The organism is Chromobacterium sphagni, from assembly GCF_001855555.1.
In the GTDB taxonomy this organism is placed as follows: Bacteria; Pseudomonadota; Gammaproteobacteria; order Burkholderiales; family Chromobacteriaceae; genus Chromobacterium; species Chromobacterium sphagni.
Genome location: NZ_MKCT01000014.1, coordinates 1 through 20427, shown reverse-complemented (window position 1 = coordinate 20427; position 20427 = coordinate 1). Strand labels below are relative to the sequence as shown.

20 protein-coding genes are annotated in these 20427 nt (G+C 63.0%); 6 read left to right on the top strand and 14 right to left on the bottom strand.

The window, feature by feature from the left end; genetic code table 11:
* Position 1: 1 nt before the first annotated feature.
* The 5 genes from tauD to BI344_RS07680 form a co-directional block, all read right to left on the bottom strand.
* On the bottom strand, positions 2–835 hold the full coding sequence (gene tauD / locus BI344_RS07700) for a taurine dioxygenase (RefSeq protein ID WP_071112388.1): 834 nt from the start codon (positions 833–835) through the stop codon (positions 2–4).
* A gap of 12 nt (positions 836–847) precedes the next feature.
* The gene (tauC, locus tag BI344_RS07695) at positions 848–1699 is read right to left on the bottom strand and encodes a taurine ABC transporter permease TauC (protein ID WP_083370123.1); all 852 of its coding nucleotides are present in this window, start codon (positions 1697–1699) and stop codon (positions 848–850) included.
* Positions 1696–2481 carry a taurine ABC transporter ATP-binding subunit gene (gene tauB, locus BI344_RS07690; protein WP_071112387.1) on the bottom strand — a complete coding sequence of 262 codons (786 nt, stop codon included), beginning with the start codon at positions 2479–2481 and terminating at the stop codon, positions 1696–1698. The genes tauC and tauB overlap by 4 nt, the downstream gene beginning before the upstream one ends.
* A gap of 3 nt (positions 2482–2484) precedes the next feature.
* On the bottom strand, positions 2485–3471 hold the full coding sequence (tauA, locus tag BI344_RS07685; RefSeq protein WP_071112386.1) for a taurine ABC transporter substrate-binding protein: 987 nt from the start codon (positions 3469–3471) through the stop codon (positions 2485–2487).
* A 170-nt stretch (positions 3472–3641) separates the two neighbouring features.
* On the bottom strand, positions 3642–5258 hold the full coding sequence (locus BI344_RS07680) for a methyl-accepting chemotaxis protein (protein WP_071112385.1): 1617 nt from the start codon (positions 5256–5258) through the stop codon (positions 3642–3644).
* Between the two features lie 295 nt (positions 5259–5553).
* On the opposite strand from BI344_RS07680, the gene BI344_RS07675 reads away from it, so the two are divergent.
* Entirely contained in the window at positions 5554–6219 is a 666-nt protein-coding gene (locus tag BI344_RS07675; RefSeq protein ID WP_071112384.1) for a 7-cyano-7-deazaguanine/7-aminomethyl-7-deazaguanine transporter, read from the top strand.
* Between the two features lie 71 nt (positions 6220–6290).
* Here BI344_RS07675 and BI344_RS07670 read toward each other — a convergent pair whose 3' ends face one another.
* Positions 6291–6689, bottom strand: coding sequence for a nuclear transport factor 2 family protein (locus BI344_RS07670; protein WP_071112383.1), 399 nt, complete (start codon positions 6687–6689; stop codon positions 6291–6293).
* A 216-nt stretch (positions 6690–6905) separates the two neighbouring features.
* Between BI344_RS07670 and BI344_RS07665 the strand changes: the two genes are divergently transcribed.
* From BI344_RS07665 to BI344_RS24755, 4 genes are all read left to right on the top strand, one after another.
* Positions 6906–7943, top strand: coding sequence for an LLM class flavin-dependent oxidoreductase (locus BI344_RS07665; RefSeq protein ID WP_071112382.1), 1038 nt, complete (start codon positions 6906–6908; stop codon positions 7941–7943).
* A 300-nt stretch (positions 7944–8243) separates the two neighbouring features.
* Positions 8244–9644 (top strand): L-serine ammonia-lyase, encoded by a 1401-nt coding sequence (locus tag BI344_RS07660; RefSeq protein WP_071112381.1) that lies wholly within the window; start codon positions 8244–8246, stop codon positions 9642–9644.
* 119 nt (positions 9645–9763) lie between these two features.
* Positions 9764–10297, top strand: a complete 534-nt coding sequence (locus BI344_RS07655; RefSeq protein ID WP_241499281.1) for a GNAT family N-acetyltransferase — start codon at positions 9764–9766, stop codon at positions 10295–10297.
* A 226-nt stretch (positions 10298–10523) separates the two neighbouring features.
* A complete protein-coding gene (locus BI344_RS24755) occupies positions 10524–10727 on the top strand; it encodes a hypothetical protein (protein ID WP_206600345.1) in 204 nt (67 codons plus the stop codon).
* Positions 10728–11123: 396 nt separating this feature from the next.
* Here the strand turns inward: BI344_RS24755 and speA are convergent, their stop codons facing one another.
* Positions 11124–13004 (bottom strand): arginine decarboxylase, encoded by a 1881-nt coding sequence (gene speA, locus BI344_RS07650; protein ID WP_071112380.1) that lies wholly within the window; start codon positions 13002–13004, stop codon positions 11124–11126.
* Positions 13005–13469: 465 nt separating this feature from the next.
* Here speA and astE point away from each other — a divergent pair, with 465 nt between their 5' ends.
* Positions 13470–14465, top strand: coding sequence for a succinylglutamate desuccinylase (astE, locus tag BI344_RS07645; protein ID WP_071112379.1), 996 nt, complete (start codon positions 13470–13472; stop codon positions 14463–14465).
* 56 nt (positions 14466–14521) lie between these two features.
* Here astE and flgL read toward each other — a convergent pair whose 3' ends face one another.
* The 7 genes from flgL to BI344_RS07615 all read right to left on the bottom strand — a co-directional run.
* Entirely contained in the window at positions 14522–15448 is a 927-nt protein-coding gene (flgL, locus tag BI344_RS07640) for a flagellar hook-associated protein FlgL (protein WP_071112378.1), read from the bottom strand.
* A 23-nt stretch (positions 15449–15471) separates the two neighbouring features.
* Complete coding sequence (locus BI344_RS25160; RefSeq protein ID WP_241499280.1) at positions 15472–16209, bottom strand: flagellar basal body rod C-terminal domain-containing protein; 738 nt, start codon at positions 16207–16209, stop codon at positions 15472–15474.
* A complete protein-coding gene (gene flgK / locus BI344_RS25155; protein WP_241499279.1) occupies positions 16209–17267 on the bottom strand; it encodes a flagellar hook-associated protein FlgK in 1059 nt (352 codons plus the stop codon). Before flgK ends, BI344_RS25160 begins: the two co-directional genes overlap by 1 nt.
* Before the next feature lie 51 nt (positions 17268–17318).
* Positions 17319–18278, bottom strand: coding sequence for a flagellar assembly peptidoglycan hydrolase FlgJ (flgJ, locus tag BI344_RS07630; RefSeq protein WP_071112377.1), 960 nt, complete (start codon positions 18276–18278; stop codon positions 17319–17321).
* A gap of 57 nt (positions 18279–18335) precedes the next feature.
* Positions 18336–19433, bottom strand: a complete 1098-nt coding sequence (locus BI344_RS07625) for a flagellar basal body P-ring protein FlgI (protein ID WP_071112376.1) — start codon at positions 19431–19433, stop codon at positions 18336–18338.
* 26 nt (positions 19434–19459) lie between these two features.
* Complete coding sequence (locus tag BI344_RS07620) at positions 19460–20140, bottom strand: flagellar basal body L-ring protein FlgH (protein WP_071112375.1); 681 nt, start codon at positions 20138–20140, stop codon at positions 19460–19462.
* Positions 20141–20186: 46 nt separating this feature from the next.
* Positions 20187–20427: flagellar hook-basal body complex protein (locus BI344_RS07615; protein WP_139166922.1), on the bottom strand; the 241-nt coding region annotated here is incomplete at its 5' end.

The following is a 20427-nucleotide window of genomic DNA, read 5'->3' as shown; positions in this document are numbered from 1 at the left end:
CTCAGAACGGCTTATCCCCCAGTATCGTCGCCCGATGCATCACCCGCCTCGCCGGGCGATAGTCGTCCATCGCGTAGTGGGTGGTGCAGCGGTTGTCCCAGAAGGCCACGTCGCCCTCCTGCCAGCGCCAGCGCACGCTGAACTCAGGCCGCGCCTGGTGAGCGAACAGGAATTGCAGCAGCGCCCGGCTCTCGGCCTCCGGCAACTCGTTGATCTCGCTGGTGAAGCCCTCGTTGACGAACAGCGCCTTGCGGCCGCTTTCCGGGTGGATGCGCGCCACCGGGTGGCTGAGCGGCGGGTGCTGCCGCCGCGCCTCCTCCCAGCGCTGGCGGTCGGCCGGGCTTTGGCCGTAGCGCTTGAGCGGGAAGGAGCGGGTGAAGTCATGCGTGGCGGTCAGCCCGTCAAGCAACGCCCGCATCCGCTCCGACAAGGCCTCCCAGGCGGCGGTGCCGCTGGCCCAAAGGGTGTCGCCGCCGAACTCCGGCAACTGCCGCGCCGCCAGCACCGCGCCCAGCGGCGGGGTTTCGATGAAAGTGACGTCGGTATGCCAGATGGCGTTGTCTTGCAAATCCACCGCCTCGGTGTCCAGCACCATGATCTGGCGCGCGTCCGGATGCTGCGGATATATAGGATGGGTGTGCAGATCGCCGAAACGGACGGCGAAATTGCGCTGCTGCAACGGCGTGATGTCCTGGCCGCGGAAAAACAATACCTGGTGCCGCAGCAAGGCGTCGCGGATCTCGCGGTGCAGACTGTCGCTCAGAGGCCGGGCCAGGTCCACGCCCTCCACGATGGCGCCCAGCGCCGGGCTGAGGCGGGTCAACTGCAAACTCATTTCTCACTCCTTTTAATTGTTATGGCCATGCCAAGGCGCCAGACGGCGCTGGATGGCGCGCAGACCCAATTCCAACACGAAGGCGACGACGGCGATCACCAGGATGCCCAGCACCACCACGTCGGTAACCAGGAACTGCGCGGCCGACTGCACCATGAAGCCCAGCCCGCGGGTAGCCGCCACCAGCTCCGCCGCCACCAGGGTGGACCAGCCGGCGCCCAGGCCGATGCGGATGCCGGTGAGGATCTCCGGCAAGGCTTCCGGCAGCACCACCAGCCGCAGCAACTGGCCGCGCCCGGCTCCCAGGCTTTGGGCGGCGCGCAGCCGGTTGCGGCTGACCTGGGCCACGCCGTGGCAGGTGGCGATCACCACCGGGGCCAGGATGGCCAGGAAGATCAGCAGCACCTTGGACAGTTCACCGATGCCGAACCAGATCACGATCAGCGGCAAGTAGGCCAGCGGCGGCACCGGCCGGTAGGCTTCTATGACAGGATCAAGCAAGCCGCGTGCCAGAGGGCTGATGCCCATCAGCGCGCCCAACGGTATTCCCAGCGCCGCCGCCGCCAGCAAGGCCAGCACGATTCGCTGCAGGCTGGCCGCCAGATGCTGCCACAAGGTGGCATCCATGAAGCCCTGTCCAGCCACCAGCCGCAGCTTGAGCAGCACCGCCTCCGGCGCGGGCAGGAACAAGGGCGCGATCCAGCCACTGTGCGCCAGCAGCCACCAGCCGCCCAGCAGCAGCAGGAAGCTGCCCGCGCTGAGCCAGGCCCGTGCCGGCAATCCGCCGCGTGCGGCCGGCCTGGCATCGGGCCGGGACGCCATGGTCAACAGTTCCCGCTCGGCCGCGGTTTCAATGCCATTCATGCCGCGCTCCCCTCTGGCAGGCGCTGCGCGAACAAAGCCGCCAGCAACTGCTCGCGCAATTCGATGAAAACCGGATCGGACTTGATGGACCTGGCCGGCTCGCCGTCGCGGTAACGCCGGCTGAACGGCAGCCGCAGCCGCTCGACGATGCGGCCGGGGCCCGGCGACATCAGCACCAACTCGGTAGCAAGGAACAATGCCTCTTCGATATCGTGGGTAATCAGGAAGATGCGGCGGCCGGACTGCCGCCATACCTTGAGCAGCAGCTCCTGCATCTGCTCGCGGGTGAAGGCGTCCAGCGCGCCGAAAGGCTCGTCCAGCAGCAGCGCCCGCGATGGGCTGGCCAGCGCCCGGGCAATGCCCACCCGCTGCTTCTGGCCGCCGGACAATTGCCAAACCTGGCGATCACCCGCTTCGGCCAGGTCCACCTGCCGCAGCACCTCGTCGGCGCGCGCCCGCCTGTCCGGCTTGGCCGCGCCCTGCAGACGCAGGCCGAAAGCCACGTTGTCGCGCACGTTCAACCAGGGCAGCAGCGCATCATGCTGGAACACCACCGCGCGGTCGGCGCCGGGCCGGCGGACGGGCTTGCCGTCGAAGCTGACCGCGCCGCCGCTGGGCTGGACGAAGCCGGCGAACAGATTGAGTAAGGTGGTCTTACCGCAGCCGGACGGCCCCAGCGCCACCGTCAGATCGTCCGGGCCGATATCCAGCGTCACCTCGGACAGCGCCGGCTGCGCCTGGCCCGGATAACGCACCGACACCCTGTGGACCGACAGGCTCATCGCTTACCTCGCGGTCTTGACGAAACGGTTGGTCACGTACGGACCATAATCGGCCTGCAGCGCATCCACCTTGCCCTGCGCCTTGAGGAAGGCCGCGGTCTTGCCCACCGCCTGCACAAACGGCGACTGCAGCAGCGCGGCCTGCTCGTCGCGGCTCAGGAAGCGGTTGCCGCGCAGGCCGGCCACCACGTCCGGCACCGCCGCGCCGGTCAGCCGGCCAATCTTGGCGATATTGTCGGCATTGGCGATGAAGGCCTGGGGATTGGCCAGGTACTGGCCGATGGCGTCCAGCGACACCTTGGCGAAGCGAGAGACGAATTCCGGATGCTTGGCGGCGAAGTCCTGGCGCACCACCCAGATATCGTAAGTCGGCGCGCCCCACTCAGCCACCTGGCGCGAAGTGGCCAACACCTTGCCGCCGGCCTTCAGCTTGCCCAGCGCCGGGTCCCAAACATAGGCGGCGTCGATGTCGCCGCGTTGCCAGGCGGCGGTGATCTCGCCTGGACGCAGATTGAGCACGTTCACCTTGGCGGCGTCGATATTCCAGTGCTTGAGCGCGGCCAGCAGACTGTAATGGGTGGTGGAGACGAAGGGCACCGCCACCTTCTTGCCCACCAGATCCTGCGGCTTGGCGATCCCGCTGCCTGAGCGCGCCACCAGCGCCTCGGCGCTGCCGATCTCGTCCGCCACCAGAAAGGTCTGGATAGCCAAGCCGCGGCTGGCGGCGGCGGCCAGCGGGCTGGAACCGATATTGCCGATGGCCACGTCGCCTGAGGCCAGCGCGGCGATCAGTTCCGCCCCGCTTTCAAACTTGCGCCAATGAATCCGGCTACCGGTGGCTTTTTCATAGGCGCCGTCGGCCTGCGGAATCTTGGTTGGGTCGATGCCGGTCTGGTAGCCGATGGTGACGATATCAGCGGCCGACGCCGCGCCGGCCAGCAGCAGGGCGGCGGAAAGAAACAGACGGGAAAGCAAGCGCGGTTTTGCCATGATGGTATCCACTGGTAAGGTTGCAAACGCCAAACCAATCTAACAAGCACCATCGATGAAGCTAAGCAATTAATCCTGGTTTGCTTATCAGGTTCTTGCAGAAAAACCGGACGCCAAAATGAAAACAGGGCCATGCGGCCCTGTCCGGTCTTCCCCGACCCTCTTGTGTCTCACACCTGGTATTGCGCCACCGTCTTCTGGATGTGGCCGGCCTGCTCCTTCAACTGCTGCGCGGAACTGGCCGAGTCGGACGAGGCCTTGGAGTTGGCCTCGGCCATCTGGGCGATCTGCTCCACTTTCTGCGCGATGGTGTTGCTGGCGCTGCCCTGCTCGACGATGCTGTCAGATATCTCCGCCACCAGCTGCACGCCCTGCGCGGAGTTGGTCTTGATCTGCTGGATGGCCTCGCTGGCGCCGCGCGCCTTCTCCGCCTCCATGTTCACCCGCTCCACCACCTGCTGCATGCCGTTCACCGCCGCCTGCGTGCCCTGCTGCATCTTGTCTATCACGCCGGATATCTCGGTGGTGGAGCTGGCGGTGCGCTCGGCCAGCTTGCGCACCTCGTCCGCCACCACCGCGAAGCCGCGGCCCATCTCGCCGGCCCGCGCCGCCTCGATCGCCGCGTTCAGCGCCAGTAAATTAGTCTGGTCGGCAATGTCCTTGATCACCCCCAGCACCGTGGCGATGGTGTCGCTGTCTTCCCGCAGCCGGCCTATGCGCTCGGCGGCGCCGTGGATAGACTCCGCCACCGCGCTGATGCCGTCCACCGTGCCCATCACCACCCGGCTGCCGCGGTCGGCTATCTCGCCGGCCTCGCGCGCCTGCAGATTGGCCTCGCGCGCGCGGTCGGCCACATGGTTGATGCTCACCGTCACCTGCTCCACCGCCGCCGCCATCGCCGACGCCGACTCGCTCTGCTGCACCGAGCTATGGGCGATATGGCCCGACGAATCCGCCATATGGACAATGGCGCTTTCCATGGTGCTGACGCTATGGCGTATTTCCTGGAAGCTCTGCTGCAAGCGGCTCATCAACTCGTTGAAGGCGGTGGCCATCTTGCCGATCTCGTCCATCCTCTGCACCGGCGCCCGCAGCCGGAAGTCCAGCGAGGTGCGCACCGACTGCATGGTGCCCAATATCTGCGCCAGGCTGCTGCGGATATTGAAATAGAGCTGGGCGCTCAACAGGCCGCAAACTAGGATAGCCGCCGCGATGAGCGCGGTGGACTGCCAGATTGCGCCCTGGTAGGCCGTGTCGTTATCCTTGCTCAAGCCTTCCGCCAATGTGTAGTTGAACTCGATATGGTCGATCAGAGCCTGATTCAAGGCCTTGGCTTCCGCCGCCATGTCGCCGGTCATCAGCTTGTCCGCGCCGGCCACATCGTTGGCCTGCGCCAGCTGCAAATATTTTTCGCGCTGCTGCCGGTACAGCTTCATGTCGTCGCGGTCCACCTGCAAAAGCTTGCGGTCATCGTCGTTGGAAATCAGGTCTTTTTCATACTTGTTCAAGGCCGCGTCGAAGCGCTTGTCGATATCCACCAGCGATGCCATCTGAGCGGACTTCGCGGCCGGATCGGACAAGGCCACGCTGCGAGCCAGCGTCAGCCTCACCTCGGCCAGCGCCTCCTTGGCATCATCCAGAGTATGAATACTAGGAAAGGTATTGACCTTCATATAGTCAAAACGCTCATTCGCTTGCTTTAGTTGCCAGACGCCCTGAAAACCGAGCAGCAGCATGGCGATTAGAGCCAATACGGTAGTCAACAGCAATCTCTTGGTAATCGTCATGTCAGCCCTCACTCTTCCAGCCCATATCCCCGATGCGGGGTACGAGAATTTACTTAGGATATTTATAGACCCCATCTCCCGACAAACAACAAACTCGCTTGCATAAAATGCAAAAGTATTTTGCCAGGCCAGGATTCGCCCGCTCCCATACCCCGCTGATTTTCCAATGCAAACCTTTTCCCGCCGCCGCAAAGACAGTAGAATTCGGCGCTTTCGGGCCCGCCGGCCAAAATCAGGCCGCGGGCGGACATGATCTGGGTTCCCTCACCCCATTCAGCAAAAAGGCTAGAAATCGATGTTTTCCTTTACCCGCCACCAGCGCCTGGCCGCGCTGCTTTGGCTGTCGCTGTTCCATATCGCCATCATCGCGTCCAGCAATTACCTGGTGCAATTGCCCATCACTGTCTTCGGCTTCCGCACCACCTGGGGCGCGTTCACCTTTCCGTTCATCTTCCTGGCCACCGACCTGACCGTGCGCATCTTCGGCGCGCCGCTGGCCCGCCGCATCATCTTGGCGGCGATGGTGCCGGCGCTGGCCATCTCCTATCTGGTATCCACGCTGTTCTATCAGGGCAGCTGGCAAGGCGCGCAGGCGCTGCAGCACTTCAACCTGTTCGTCGCCCGCATCGCGGTGGCCAGCTTCGCCGCCTACGCGCTGGGCCAGATCCTGGACGTGCAGGTGTTCAACCGCCTGCGCCAGCTCAAGGCCTGGTGGGTGGCCCCGGCGTCGGCCATGCTGCTGGGCAATGTCAGCGACACCCTGTCGTTCTTCTTCATCGCCTTCTACAAGAGCAGCGACCCCTTCATGGCCGCCAACTGGGTGGAAATCGCGCTGGTGGACTACAGCTTCAAGATCCTGATCTGCCTGGCCTTCTTCCTGCCGATATACGGCGTGGCGCTGAAGATGATACTCAAGCGCCTGCTGCGAAACGGCGCGGCCGAGCAAGCGCAGCCCGCCTGATTGCCCGATGCGGATGCGAAAACGGCCAGCCCTGCAGGACTGGCCGTTTTCCATGCCGGGGAGCGGGTGGCTTACGGTCGCATCGCCTCCAGCACCTTGGCGCTGTCGACGATCTGCACGAACTTGACGATCTTGCCGTCCTTCAAGGTGTAGACATGGGCGAATGACGCGCTGAAACTCTTGCCGGTGGCGCGGTAGGTGCCGTGGTAGAAGCCCTGGGCGATGATGTTGTCGCCGGCGTCGTAATAGCTGTCCACCGCGGCGCGGTAGCCATCCCATTCGCCGCCCAAACGCTTGAACACGTTCTCGACTATGCTCTGTGCCCCGACATAGGTGCCGGCATAGGGGAAACCGGCCGCCTCGGTCCACTCCGCGTCCGGCGCCAGCGCCGCCAGCAGATTGCGGCCGTTGTCCTCGGAATCGCCTTCGTAAGTGGCGCGGACGATGTCCAGATTGCTGCGTGGGGTCATGAGGCTTCCTTCGGGAAAACAAGAATTGTTGTCAAATATAGCCAAAGACCGGCCAATTCAAGCCCTGCCCGCCCCGGCATGCCCTCTCCCGCGGCGGGCGCCTGAATCGGCATATCCATATTCAATGCCATCTCTGCCGGCGCGCCGCATCAGCCGTATACTAGCCGCATTGCGCGCGCCTTGACGCGCGCGGTCTCCAGACAGGCTCGAAAACCCATGACCTCCTCCTCAGCCCCCCGCCTCTCCATGCTGGAGCTGGCTCCCATCGTCGCCGGCGGCAGCGCGGCCCAAGCGCTGCAAAACAGCGTGCAACTGGCGCAATATGTCGAACAACTGGGCTACACCCGCTTCTGGGTGGCCGAGCACCACAATATGGCCGGCGTGGCCAGCTCCGCCACCGCAGTGCTGCTGGGCCAGATCGCTGCCCACACCCGCAGCATACGGGTGGGCTCCGGCGGCATCATGCTGCCCAACCACGCCCCGCTGGTAGTGGCGGAACAGTTCGGCACCCTGGCCACGATGTTCCCAGGCCGCATAGACCTGGGCCTGGGCCGCGCCCCCGGCACCGACCCGCTCACCGCGCGCGCGCTGCGCCGCGACCGCCTGGGCGGCGGCGACGACTTCCCGCAGCAGGTGGCGGAACTGCGCGGCTATCTGGGGCCGGAGCACGCCGGCCAACAAGTGCGCGCCATCCCCGGCGGCGGCACCAATGTGCCGGTGTGGATCCTGGGCTCCAGCTTGTTCGGCGCGCAGTTGGCGGCGCAGCAGGGCCTGCCCTTCGCGTTTGCCGCCCACTTCGCCCCGGCCCAACTGCACGAGGCGCTGGCAATGTACCGCCGCCTGTTCCAGCCCTCCGCCTGCCTGAGCGAACCCTACGCGATGGCCTGCATCCCGGTGCTGGCGGCGGACAGCGACGAAAAGGCCCTGCGCCTGGCCACCACCCTCTATCAGAAATTCCTCAACCTGATCCGCGGCGACCGCCAACCGCTGCCGCCGCCGGTGGACAGCATGGACGGCCTGTGGAACCCGCGCGAGGAGTTCTCGGTGCGCCACGACTGGCTGGGCGCCGCCGTCTTCGGCGGAGCGGAAACGGTGAAAGCCGGGCTGCAGAAACTGCTGGATGAGACCGGCGTCAACGAAATCATGCTGTCCACCGACTGCCACGACTTCACGGAGCGCATGCGCTCTTGCGAGATCGTCGCGGGACTTCTGCCTGAGTTGCGGACGACGCGGATGGAAGCGGCAACCGGCTAGGCTCCCGCCATATGCGCAAACGGGACCGCGCCAACCATTCAAACAGCATGCAGGCCATTGATATTCCAAATAAAACCCCATGCATCACAGGGTGGCATAGCCGCCGGCTCTGCGTTACCCTAGCATCCGGCAGCCGATCCAAACTGAGGTCGCCATTGACGGCGATGCCGCTGGCGCTCAAGCGCCTTGCACACCCTCGCCCGGCGGCCGTTACAATAAAGATCAGAGATAAGCGACACCTCGCGGTGCCCGACAACAACCCGGACCCGATCCGGGACTTTCCCTTAGAGAAGCATTACCATGGCAATCAGTGTTTTCGACCTGTTCAAGATCGGCATCGGCCCCTCCAGCTCCCATACCGTGGGACCGATGCGCGCCGCCCGTCAATTCATCGCCCGCCTGGAAAAGGACGGCCTGCTTGAGGCCACCTCCCGTGTCCAGTCCGAGATGTTCGGCTCGCTGGGCGCCACCGGCAAAGGCCACGGCACCGATGTGGCGGTGCTCTTGGGCCTGCAGGGCGAGCTGCCGGATCTGGTCGATACCGATGCCGTGGACGGCATGCTGGCCGCCATCCGCGCACAGCGCAAACTGAAACTGCTGGGCAAACGCGAAATCGACTTCGTCGAGGCCGAGCACCTGGTGCTGCACAAGAAGAAAACCCTGCCCTACCACCCCAACGGCATGATCTTCGAAGCCTTCGACGCGGCGGGCCAAAGCCTGTCCAAGCGCGCCTACTACTCGGTGGGCGGCGGCTTCGTGGTGGACGAGGCGGCGATCGACGCCGGCTTCGCGCCGCCGGGCGTCACCGAACTCAAGCACCCGTTCAAGAGCGGCGCCGAGCTCCTGGCGCTGTGCCAGCGCCACGGCAAGAGCATCAGCCAGATCATGCTGGAGAACGAGCTGTCCTGGCGCACCGAAGAGGAAGTGCGCGCCGGCCTGCTCAATATCTGGAACGTGATGCAGGCCTGCGTCAAGCGCGGCTGCGAGCGCGAAGGCATTCTGCCCGGCGGCATGAAAGTGAAGCGCCGCGCCGCCGACATGCACAAGAAGCTGCTGGCTTCGCCGGAAGCCGCGATGCGCGATCCGCTGACCGTGATGGACTGGGTCAATCTGTACGCGCTGGCGGTAAATGAAGAAAACGCCGCCGGAGGACGCGTAGTGACTGCGCCCACCAACGGCGCGGCCGGCATCATCCCGGCGGTGATGCACTACTACGCCCGCTTCATCCCCGGCGCCAACGACGACGGCATCGTGCGCTTCCTGCTGACCGCCGGCGCCATCGGCATCCTGTTCAAGCTCAACGCCTCCATCTCCGGCGCGGAGGTCGGCTGCCAGGGCGAGGTGGGCTCTGCCTGCTCGATGGCTGCGGGCGCGTTGTGCGAAGTGACCGGCGGCACGCCGGAACAGGTGGAAAACGCAGCGGAGATAGGCATGGAGCACAATCTGGGCCTGACCTGCGACCCGGTGGGAGGCCTGGTGCAAGTGCCGTGCATCGAGCGCAACGCGATGGCGTCGGTCAAGGCGATCAACGCCTCGCGCATGGCGCTGCGCGGCGACGGCCAGCATTTCGTGTCGCTGGACCGCGTGATCAAGACCATGCGCGACACCGGCATGGACATGAGCACCAAGTACAAGGAAACCGCGCGCGGCGGCCTGGCGATCAACGTGATCGAGGTGCCGGTCAACATCGTCGAATGCTGATCCCGCGCCATTAGAAACAGGCGGCCGTGAATTGTCACGACCGCCTGTTTTCTTGCTGGCATGCTTGCCGTCCAACTGGCACACTGGTAGCAGTATCCCAAGCCATCAGAGCCCTATCCGTGCCGTTACTTGAAATCGAAACTGCCCGTCTGCGTCTGCGGCCGCTGCAAGAACACGACGACGCCTTCATTCTCGAGTTGCTGAACGAGCCCGCCTTTATCGCCAATATCGGCGACAAAGACGTCCACGACCTGGCTGGCGCCCGCAACTACATCGAGAAAGGCCCGCAGGCCAGCTACCGCCAGCATGGCCACGGCCTGCTGCTGGTGGAACTGCAGGAGGACTCCTCCCCGGTCGGCATCTGCGGCCTGGTCAAGCGCGACAGCCTGCCGCATCCGGACATAGGCTATGCCTTTCTGCAGCGTCACTGGGGACAGGGCTACGCCTGCGAGGCCGGCGCGGCCTGTCTGGAACATGCCAGCGCCCGCTTGAGCATAGACTACGTGGTGGGCATCACCTCGCCGCACAATCTTGGCTCGATCCGCGTGCTGGAAAAACTGGGCCTGCAGTACGACCGCACGCTGGAGCTGCCCGGCATCAACGGCCCCAGCCTGTACTACATCCCCGCCAAAACCAGTGCGGAGAAAGAATAAGCGCTCCCAAAGGCAGCGCTTATCGCCGTCAGGTCGTTCAGTTTCGGCAGGCATCACATCAAACAGGGTCAAACCATCGGGCTGAGTGCCGCGCAAGTGCACTTCACGGGCATTGCCGGATGCGCCCAGCACCGGGAGTGGACTGCAGCTGGGCGCGGCGCGGACGCCCCCCACTAAGCTAAAGATATTTACGCTCATCGCAGACGTGTACACCTCGACAACATCGATGGGAAAAGCCAGAGGATTGACACTCCAGCTGATCGGCACGCTGTTTTGCGAAGCCGCAAGACTGCCTCCCGGTGCCAGGAAACTGCCGACCACACTGGTGGCCAGCATATTCCATTGCGTACGGGTTCCTGCGCCGGCCAGCACCACCGGCGTAGGATTTACCACGGAGCAGCTGCCCAACACCGAAGCGCTGCTGTCATAGGCGGTGAACAGGCAGGTTGATAACGGCGGCACCTCAGCGCTAAGCGCCGGCGGCGTAATAACGATGATGACGAACCGGAAGACACGCCGCCGCAAGCAGCCAGGCCCAACGCCATGGCCAGCGATACCGCCAGCGGCACGATCTGTTGCTTGAATGCTGTTTTTTTCATGACGACTCCCTGATTAGCACGCCCCGTCCAGCGCTGGCCACACACCGCAAACGTTGAGCCCGCTCCAAACGGGGGAAGCTAACCGATAGAATCTTGCCTGAACGCCGCGCGCAACGCAGTCTCGCAACCGACCGGGTAGAACCGACACTATCCATTTGATTTTTAATGAATTAAATGCAAAAAACCGGGCGCAAGGCCCGGTTTTGATCTGCAAACGGATGTAAAACCTATACCGACAGATACGACGACTGCTTCAGCCCGCGGCAGAATTCGGCGAAGAACTGGCTGCGCTCCTCTGGACTCAGATCGCATTCGCGGGTCTTGGCCTCATAGCGGTTGAGCAGATCTTCCGGCGACAGGTGCACGTAGCGCAGCATGTCTTCGATGGTGTCGTGCTCCTCCACCCCTGAGAACTCCAGCTCGCCCCCCTGGCGGACATAGACGTTGACCGAGTCGGTGTCGCCGAACAGATTGTGCATGTCGCCCAGGATTTCCTGGTAGGCGCCGACCAGGAACACCGCGATCAGGTACTCGTCGCCCTGCCTCACCTCGTGCACCGACATGCTGTTCTCGATGCTCTGCTGGTCGACGTAGTGCTTGAGCTTGCCGTCCGAGTCGCAGGTCAGATCCTGCAGCACCGCGCGGCGCGTCGGCTGTTCGGCCAGACGGTGCACCGGCATGATGGGCAGCACCTGGTCGATGGCCCAGGTGTCCGGCAGGCTCTGGAACACCGAGAAGTTGCAGAAGTACTTGTCGGCCAGACGGTCGGTCAGCTCGTCGTACACCTGGCGCTGCGAACGCTGACTGGCTTGCAGCTGGGTGTGCAGGCGGCGGCACAAGGTGGCGTGCACTTCTTCGGCCAGCGCCTTTTCCTTCAGCGACAGCCGGCCTTCGGCGTACATATCGCTCACTTCCGACACGCAATGGCTGGCGCGGTAGTAGATTTCGGTGACCAGCTCCTCGTCGTTGAGGCTGGCCAGCTCCAGCAGCTTGCGCAGCGGCAGCGACAACGAATCGACATCGTCGATCTTGCCGACGCTGTCCGGCAGGCGCTCGACATCGGTGACGTTCATCAGCAGCACCGCGTGGTGCGCGGTCATCGCGCGGCCGGATTCGGACAGGATGCGCGGATGCGGAATGCCATTCTCGGCGCAGAACTCGGACAACATGGAGACGATCACATGGGCGTACTCGTCCATGTCGTAGTTGATCGAACTGTCATTGCGCGAGTGGGTGCCGTCATAGTCCACACCCAGGCCGCCGCCCACGTCTACGTGGTCAACCGGCAGGCCCAGCGCGCGCAGCTCCGCGAAATAACGGATCGCCTCGCGGAAGCCCAAACGGTAGTCGGCGATATTGGCAATCTGCGAACCCATGTGGAAATGCATCAGGCGCACGCAGTCGGCCATGCCGGCGGCGGTCAGCTTGTCCACCGCCGAGATCAGTTGGCCGGCGGACAGGCCGAACTTGCCTTTCTCTCCGCCGGTGTCCGACCACTTGCTGGAAGCCAGGGACGACAGGCGCACGCGCAGGCCCAGATTGGGACGCACACCGAGCTTCTTCGACTCTTCGATCACCAGCTCGACTTCGGACTCCTTCTCGATGACGATGAACACCTGGTGGCCCAGGCGCTCGCCTATCAGCGCGAGGCGGATGAATTCGCGGTCCTTGTAGCCGTTGCAAACGATGGTGCAGCCCTTGGGCGCCAGCGCCAGCACCGCCATCAGTTCCGGCTTGGAACCAGCCTCCAGACCGATGGAGACTTCCGGCGTGGCGATGATGCTCTTGACCACCGCTTCTTGCTGGTTGACCTTGATCGGGTAGATGGCGGTATAGCGGTTGCCATAGCCTTGCTCGGCGATGGCCTTGTTGAATGCGCCGCACAGTCGGCTGACGCGGTCTTGCAGAATGTCGGGGAAGCGTACCAAGAGCGGCAGATCCAGCCCCTTGGCGCCCAGCTCGTGCACCAGGCGGTGCAGATCGATTTCCTTTTGCTGGCGGACATTGGGGCGCACGACGATATTGCCATTGTCCCCGACGTCGAAATAACCAGCCCCCCAATGCCGGATGCCGTACAGGCTCCGGCTATCAGCCACAGACCAAGCCATGAGTTTTCCTCTCAGAACTTATGATGGATAACCCCGCTCCTTAGTGCACGGCTTTCGGGCTCTACAGCTTTTATGTGGGCCTGGGATGTCGGAGCGAAACAGAGTGAATTGTAGATGTTGCAAAGCGCAAACGAGCGCGGATTGTAACAACATCTCGCTGATTGACAAGTAAAAAAATGCACCCGTTCCAACACGTCCAATTTAATTCACGAAGCCCTGCCGCAGCCATGATTTGCATGATGAAAATTCCAGGCAAACAAAACAATGAATTGCATGCCTGACATCCCGCCGCGCATGACATCCGGCACCTGCCTACGCCCTTCCCGCTGTGCAAGATTTTCAACAAAAACCGCCGCGCTTCATCATATACGCAACATCGGAAAGGGAGCCGCGCGCGGCCCGGACATGACGCCCCGCTGAGCAAAAGATTACAATCAGCCATCCGCCACTGCCGCCAGCGCCGCCATGACCCAAGCCAGCCGTTTCCTGCAACACGCCCTCCACTCCGTCAATGATGCAAACGACAGCTGGAGCCCGCCCTCCGGCCTTGCCTCGCGCTGGCTTGCCGCCGGCTGCGTGGAAATCGGCACCGCCAGGCCGGAGGCCGACTCCGTGTTGCTGTCTTGCGGCGTTCACGGCAACGAAACGGCCCCCATTGAAGTGGTTGACGCCATCCTGGCCGACATCGCCGATGGCAAACTGCCCCTGAACTGCCGCCTGCTGGTGATGTTCGCCAATCTTGCAGCCATGCGTGATGGTGTACGCTACCGCGACTACGATATGAACCGGCTGTTCAACGGCGCCCACGGCAAATACGCCGAACTGGCCGAAGCCCGCCGCGCCGCAGAACTGGAAGCCCTGGCCAGCGGCTTCTTCTCCCAGGCGCGCGCGCGTCGCTTGCACTACGACCTGCACACCGCCATCCGGGGTTCGGTGTTTGAGAAGTTCGCCATCTACCCCTATCTTCACCAGCGTCCCCACAACCGGCAGCAGCTAGCCTGGCTGCAGCAGTGCGGCATAGAGGCGACGCTGCTGCACAGCCAGCCAGCCAACACTTTCAGCTACTTCACCAGCCAGCGCTGCCAGGCCGACGCCTTCACGCTGGAGCTGGGCAAAGCGCGGCCGTTCGGCCAGAACGACCTGACGCGCTTTGCCGGCATAGACCAGGCGCTGCGCCGACTGTTGTCCGCGCCGGAAGCGCCGGCCCTCGGCTATCAGCCGGATGCCATGCCGCTGTTCCGCGCCAAGTACGATCTGGTCAAGCACAGCGAGGCCTTCGTGCTGCATCTGGCGGACAGCGTCGAAAACTTCACACTGCTGCCGGACGGCATGCTGATCGCCGAGGACGGCGACACCCGCTACCTTGCCGCCGGCGGCGAAGAACGCATCCTGTTCCCCAATCCCTCGGTCAAGCCCGGGCTGCGCGCCGGCATCGTGGTGGAACCCGCCCGCCTGGACTGAGCGGGAAAAACAAAAGGGCCGCGTCCGCGGCCCTTTTGGCGACCCCCGTCTCCCAGTCAGCCCGATATGTAATTGAACAGGGATAGCTGCGACACCTGGGCGTAAGTCTTCTGGGTGTACTGCAGCGAAGTCTGGGTCATGGTGAAGTTGGAAATCGCCTGCGCCATATCCAGATTCTGCAAATCGCCGATACTGGTGTTGTACTGCAGATTGAGACTGGTGCTCATGCTCTGCAGATTGGCGTTTTCCTGTTCGCGCGCGCCGATCGACGCCAGGCTGGTGGTCATCTGCTGGGAGGCATCCGTAATCTGGTTGGTGATGCTGCTCAGTTGGGCCGTATAGTTGGCGGGCTTGGGATTTTGCCCCAGCAGGTTGTACAGATTGATCAACGAATCAAACGCGCCGGTGCCGCTGCCGCCCGGGGTGCCGAAAACCGCATTGCCCGGGTCCGAGATGGTCATGACCCGCGACGCGCTGATCTGCACGCTGCGCTGGCCATTGTCGCCGTTGTAGGTCACCGGCGTCGCCGAGCCTAGATTGACAGAAAACGGCGCAGTGCTCACCTGATTACCGCTGAACAGATAGCTGCCATTGCCATCGGTGGCGTTGGCATAGCCGGTCAGTTCGGAAATGCCCTCCTTCACCGTCTGCTGAATCGCCTGCAACTGAGTGGTCGACAACGAGCCGTCGCCGGCATGAATCGCCTGGCTCTTCATCGCGTTCATCAGATTCACGGCGCTGTTCAGCGTGGTATCGGACAAGGACAACCAGGACTGCACCGACTGGGTGTTGGTCTTGTACTGGTCGTTCTGACCGCTGGAAGTGTTGAGCAACTGAATGCGCGCCGCCGCCACGGGGTCGTCCGCCGGCGTCACCACCCGCTTCTGATTGTCGATCTGCATATTCAGCTGCACCAGCTGAGCCTGCAGATTCGACATATTGTTCACACCGGACTGATACAGGGTAGATGAACTGATGCGCATCTCCGCTCTCCTCGAGATGATATTCAGGACATTATGTTGATGATGCTGGTGAACGTGCTCTGGGCAATCTGTATCACCTTGCTGCAAGCCTGATAGGACTGCTGGTATTTGATCAGGTTGGCCGCCTCCTGATCCAGGTTCACGCCAGTCAGATTCGAATTGGTCGTGGTCGCCTGCTGCAGCGTGTTCTGCGCCGCAGTGTTTTGCAAACCCACGGAGTAAGTCTGGTTGCCCACCGAGGCCACCGTGGAGGCGTAATAAGTCTGGTACGACTGCCCGTTGACCAGCGCGATGTTCTGTTGTGCGGTCAATTGCAACAGATTGCTGTTGTCACCCGATGCTTTCAGACTTGCGGATCCCGCCACTGCGGGCCCGACCGAGAATGTCTGCCCCGGATCTGGCGAGCCTGACAGTTGGAAGCCGATCCCCACGTCCACCGGCGGAGTGGCCGTGGTCTGCAACTTGTAGGCATTGGGCTGGCCAGTGACGGGCACCACATTATACGGCCCGCCGCCGTTGGTCCCGGCAATGGTGGCCGTCATCGACACCGGCGCGGCCGATGCGGTGATGGTCATATTGGTGAGCCCACTGGACGGGTGGCTGGTGATGGCCGGAAAAACCGGCGGCGAACTATTGATGCTTCCGGCGTAGGTGCCCGGCAAGCTGGACCACACCGCGCTCATCGTCACGCCGCTGGTGCCGCCGGACGTGCCGGCGGGCACCAGATTGGAGGCCGTGGCCAGCAGTTTGGGATCACCCATTATCGTCTGGAACTGCCCGGCGGCATACTGCGGTTGGCTGGCATAGGGGACAGATCTTTGAAGATGGGCCCGCCAGGCTGGCCGTTGTAGTCCATTCCCAGCGAATTCTGATAGTTCATCGCCGCGGCGAAGTTGATCGCCATCGTCCCCAACTGCGTCTGGGTCTGCAGCAGCGCGCCGTCGCGGAAATTCAGCAAACCGCCCAACTGGCCGCTATTGAGAATAGAGTCCGGCAGAATGGTCAGGGTATTGTTCGCATTAGTGAAACCCACCTGCAGATTGGTGGGGTCGGCCGGATTGGCCTGCGTCGCCAGTTGATTCACCGTGCCGCCGGTCACCAGCGTCTGGCCGCTGCCAATGGACACGGTATAGCTGCCGTCGCTCTGGACCGAGGCGGTCGCGCCTACCATCTGATTGAGCTGCAGCATGGCCTGATCGCGCTGATCCAGCAAGGTGTTCGGTTGCGGCGCCTGGGGATTGCCGCCGGTGGCGGCGCCGATTTGCTGGTTTAGTTTGGCGATTTGCTGGGCCAAGGCATTGATGCCTTGCACCGTGGTGCCAATCTGGCCATTCACGCCTTGCTGGAGCTGCACCAGTTGCGTATTAAGCGAAGTGATCGAGCTAGACATAGCCTGCGCCATGCTCAACACGTTCTGGCGGCTGGGCAGCGATGACGGCTGCTGCGACAAGGTCTGCATCGCGCCGAAGAACGACTGGATCGACGGGCTCGGACTCTGCGTGGAGTTGGCGATGGTGTTGTTGATCTGGTTCAACTGCTGCAGTTGGGTGCTGTAGTAGCTGCTGTTGTTCTGGGCGCTTTGCACCTGGTTCGACAAAAACTGGCTGTAGGTGCGCAACACATTGGTCACGTCGACGCCCTGCCCCAGGAAGCCGAAGCCGGCATTTTGCGGCTGGCGGCCTGCCTGCGTGATGTATTCGGCGTTATAGCCGGGAGTGGACGCGTTGGAGATATTATTGCTGGTCACCGACAACGCGTTCTGCGCAGCATTCAAGCCGCTCAGGCCTATACCGAAAATATCAGCTCCGACGATTGCCATGATTTCCCTCTACATTCTCTATCTCTATCGGCAGACTCAGCCGGAACTTGATCAAGCCTTGGCCACTTGCTGCGCCAGGCTGGCGGCGACATCAACCAATTTGCGCGCATAGCGCGGATCGGTGGCGTAGCCACCAGCCTGCAGACCCTGGGCGAAGCCATACATGTTCTGCCCCTGGTTCAGCACGTTCTTGTAGCGCGACGACCCCTTGAGCACCTTGGCGTAATCCGAAAACGCATCGGCATAGGAATCGTAGGAGCGGAAGGTTTCCATTCTTTTCTGCGCCACGCCGCCGCTGTACTCGGTGGTCATCACCGTGGCGGTCTTGCCCTGCCAGTCCGATCCGGCCTTGATGCCGAACAGGTTGTGGCTGTCCGAGCCGTCGGAATTGCGAATCGCCCGCTTGCCCCAGCCGCTCTCCAACGCCGCATGCGCCACCACGCACTCCGGCGCCACGCCCAGCTGCTGCGCGGCGGCGCGGGCATGCGGCAACAAGCTGCTGGCAAAGGCCCGCCCGGTTCCCATCGGCAGGGTGGCCGCCTGAGGCTCGGTTGCCGCGGCGGCGGCTCCCGGCGCGACTTGCGCGTTGCGGTAGGCCTGCAACATGCGCTGCCCAACCGGCTGCGCCGCCAGAGACGGGCCGGAACTGCTCAGGGCATGCATTTTCGCCTCATCCGGACTGAAGCCGGACTGCTTGGCGATCTGCCGGTAGATCATGTCGCCCAAACCCAAGCCGCCGTTGGCGCTCATCGCCTGCACCAGCTGCTGGTCCGCCATGCTGCGATAGGTATCCATGCCGTTCGACTCTTCCGAGTCGTCGAACTTGGTTTCACGCATGGTCTTCAGCATGGTGTTCATCAGCAAAGCCTCGAACTGCGATGCCGTTTCGCGCGCAGCGGCCTTGGGGTCGCTATTGGCCTTGGCTTTCAGGCTGCGCATATGGCTCGGGTCGATGGCCAGCTGGCGGCTGAGCGCATCCTGCGGCATGGTGGGTTGGAATTTGGCAGTCATGTATCACTCCTTGCCAATTGAACAGCAATAATCATGCCAACTTCCGAACCCAGAGAATCAGATGATCTGCAAGTCAGCCTTCAACGAGCCGGCCGACTTCATCGCCTGCAGGATGGAAATCAGATCCTGCGGCGTCGCGCCCAGCGCGTTGAGCGCGTTGACCACCTGCGACAGATTGGCGCCGCCCTTCAGCCCCACCACCTTGCCGCCAGTGCTGTTGATCACGATATCCGCCTGATTGGTGACGGTGGTCTTGCCGCCGGACAGCGGATTGGGCTGGCTGACCTGCGGCGTATTGGTGACGGTGACCGACAGGTTGCCATGCGACACCGCGCAGGAGGACAGCGTGACCGCCTGGTTCATCACGATGGAGCCGGTGCGGGCGTTGATGATGACCAGGGGGGAAACATCTGCCGGGTCGACGGCAATATTTTCCATCCGCGACAGGAACTGCACCCGCTGGTTGCTATCGAACGGCGCCCTCACTTCGATCAAGCGTCCGTCGACCGCCCTGGCGGTATCGGCGCCGAAGATCTTGTTGATCGCCTGCACCGCGCGATTGGCGGTGGTGAAGTCCGCCTCCTGCAACTCCAGATGGATGAACTCGCCGTCACCCAGCGCGGTCTGCACCTCCCGCTCCACCGTAGCCCCCGACGGAATGCGTCCGACGCTCAACTGATTGATCTGGGTGGAGCTGCCGCCGGCCGACGCGCCCGCGCCGCCCACCACCACATTGCCCTGCGCCATCGCGTAGATCTGGCCGTCGGCGCCTTTCAGCGGCGACAGCAGCAAGGTGCCGCCACGCAGGCTCTTGGCGTCGCCTATCGACGACGCCGTCACATCTATCGCCTGCCCCCGCTTGGCGAAAGCCGGCAAAGTGGCGGTCAGCGACACCGCGGCGACATTCTTCGGATCGATCTTGGTGCCGGGAGGCACCTGCACGCCAAGCTGATTGAGCATATTGATCATCGCCTGGCCGGTGAACGGCGAAGAGGTGACCTTGTCGCCGCTGCCATCCAGACCGACCACCAGGCCGTAACCTATCAGCTGGTTGGGACGCACGCCGCCGATATTGGCGATATCCTTCAAGCGCTGCGCCGACAGCGCCGGCAAGGACGCCAGCAGCAGGCCAAGCAGCAAAATCCACTTTTTCATCATTCCACCTCTATGCCGCCCGCCGATCAGATCGGCAAAAACGACATGAAAATCTTCGACAACCAACCCGGCTCATTGTAGAGGCGGTTGTTGCCCTTGGTCTGCTGCTCCACCCGGGCATCGGCGATCTTCAGAGAAGACACCGTGCGGTCCGGCGTGACATCGCGCGGATTCACCACGCCGGACAGGCGGATGGATTCGGTGTCGCTGTTGATGCGCACCTGCTTCTCGCCGCTGACTTCCAGATTGCCGTTGGCCAGCACGTTTATCACCGTAACGGTGATGGAACTGACAAAGCTGGTAGCCACCTGGTTGTTGCCCTTGCCGGTATTGTTGGACGAACCGGAACTGTTGAAGTTGGTGCCGCCCAGGCCGCCCGCCAGGCCGCTGGGCAGGAAAGGAATCTTGACGCCGGCGGTGATGTTGGAGGTCAGCGCAGAAGTCCGGGTATCGGTGGTCTGTTCCGACGCCGATGTCGACGAGTTCTCCTGGATCATCACCTGCAAGGTGTCGCCCACCTGCACCGGCATGCCGTCCTGAAACAGCGGCCGGTAGCTGGCCGCCTGGAAGATCGCGCCATTGCTGGGGATACCCACCGGCCGCGGCTGCGGCCGCGCCGTGGTTGGCAGCGTCACCAGCGGCGGCTCCTGCACCGCGCAGCCGGTCAGCGCCGTCAGGATGGCCAGAATCGCCAGATTGGTTTTCATTGCCGTCGCTCCCATCGCCATGGCGGCAGGCTGCCGCCAACGCTGATTACATATTGCTCAGTTTCTGCAGCATCTGGTCGGCAGTAGTCACCGCGCGCGAGTTCATCTCAAACGAGCGCTGAGCGGTGATCATATTGACCAGCTCCTCCGTCACATTGACGTTGGACGACTCCAGAAAGCCCGACTGGATGGAGCCGCGGCTGTCGGTCTGCGGATTGCCGTCCTGCGGATCGCCGGAGGCTGCCGTCTGCAGATACAGGTTGCTGCCCAGGCTTTGCAAGCCTTGC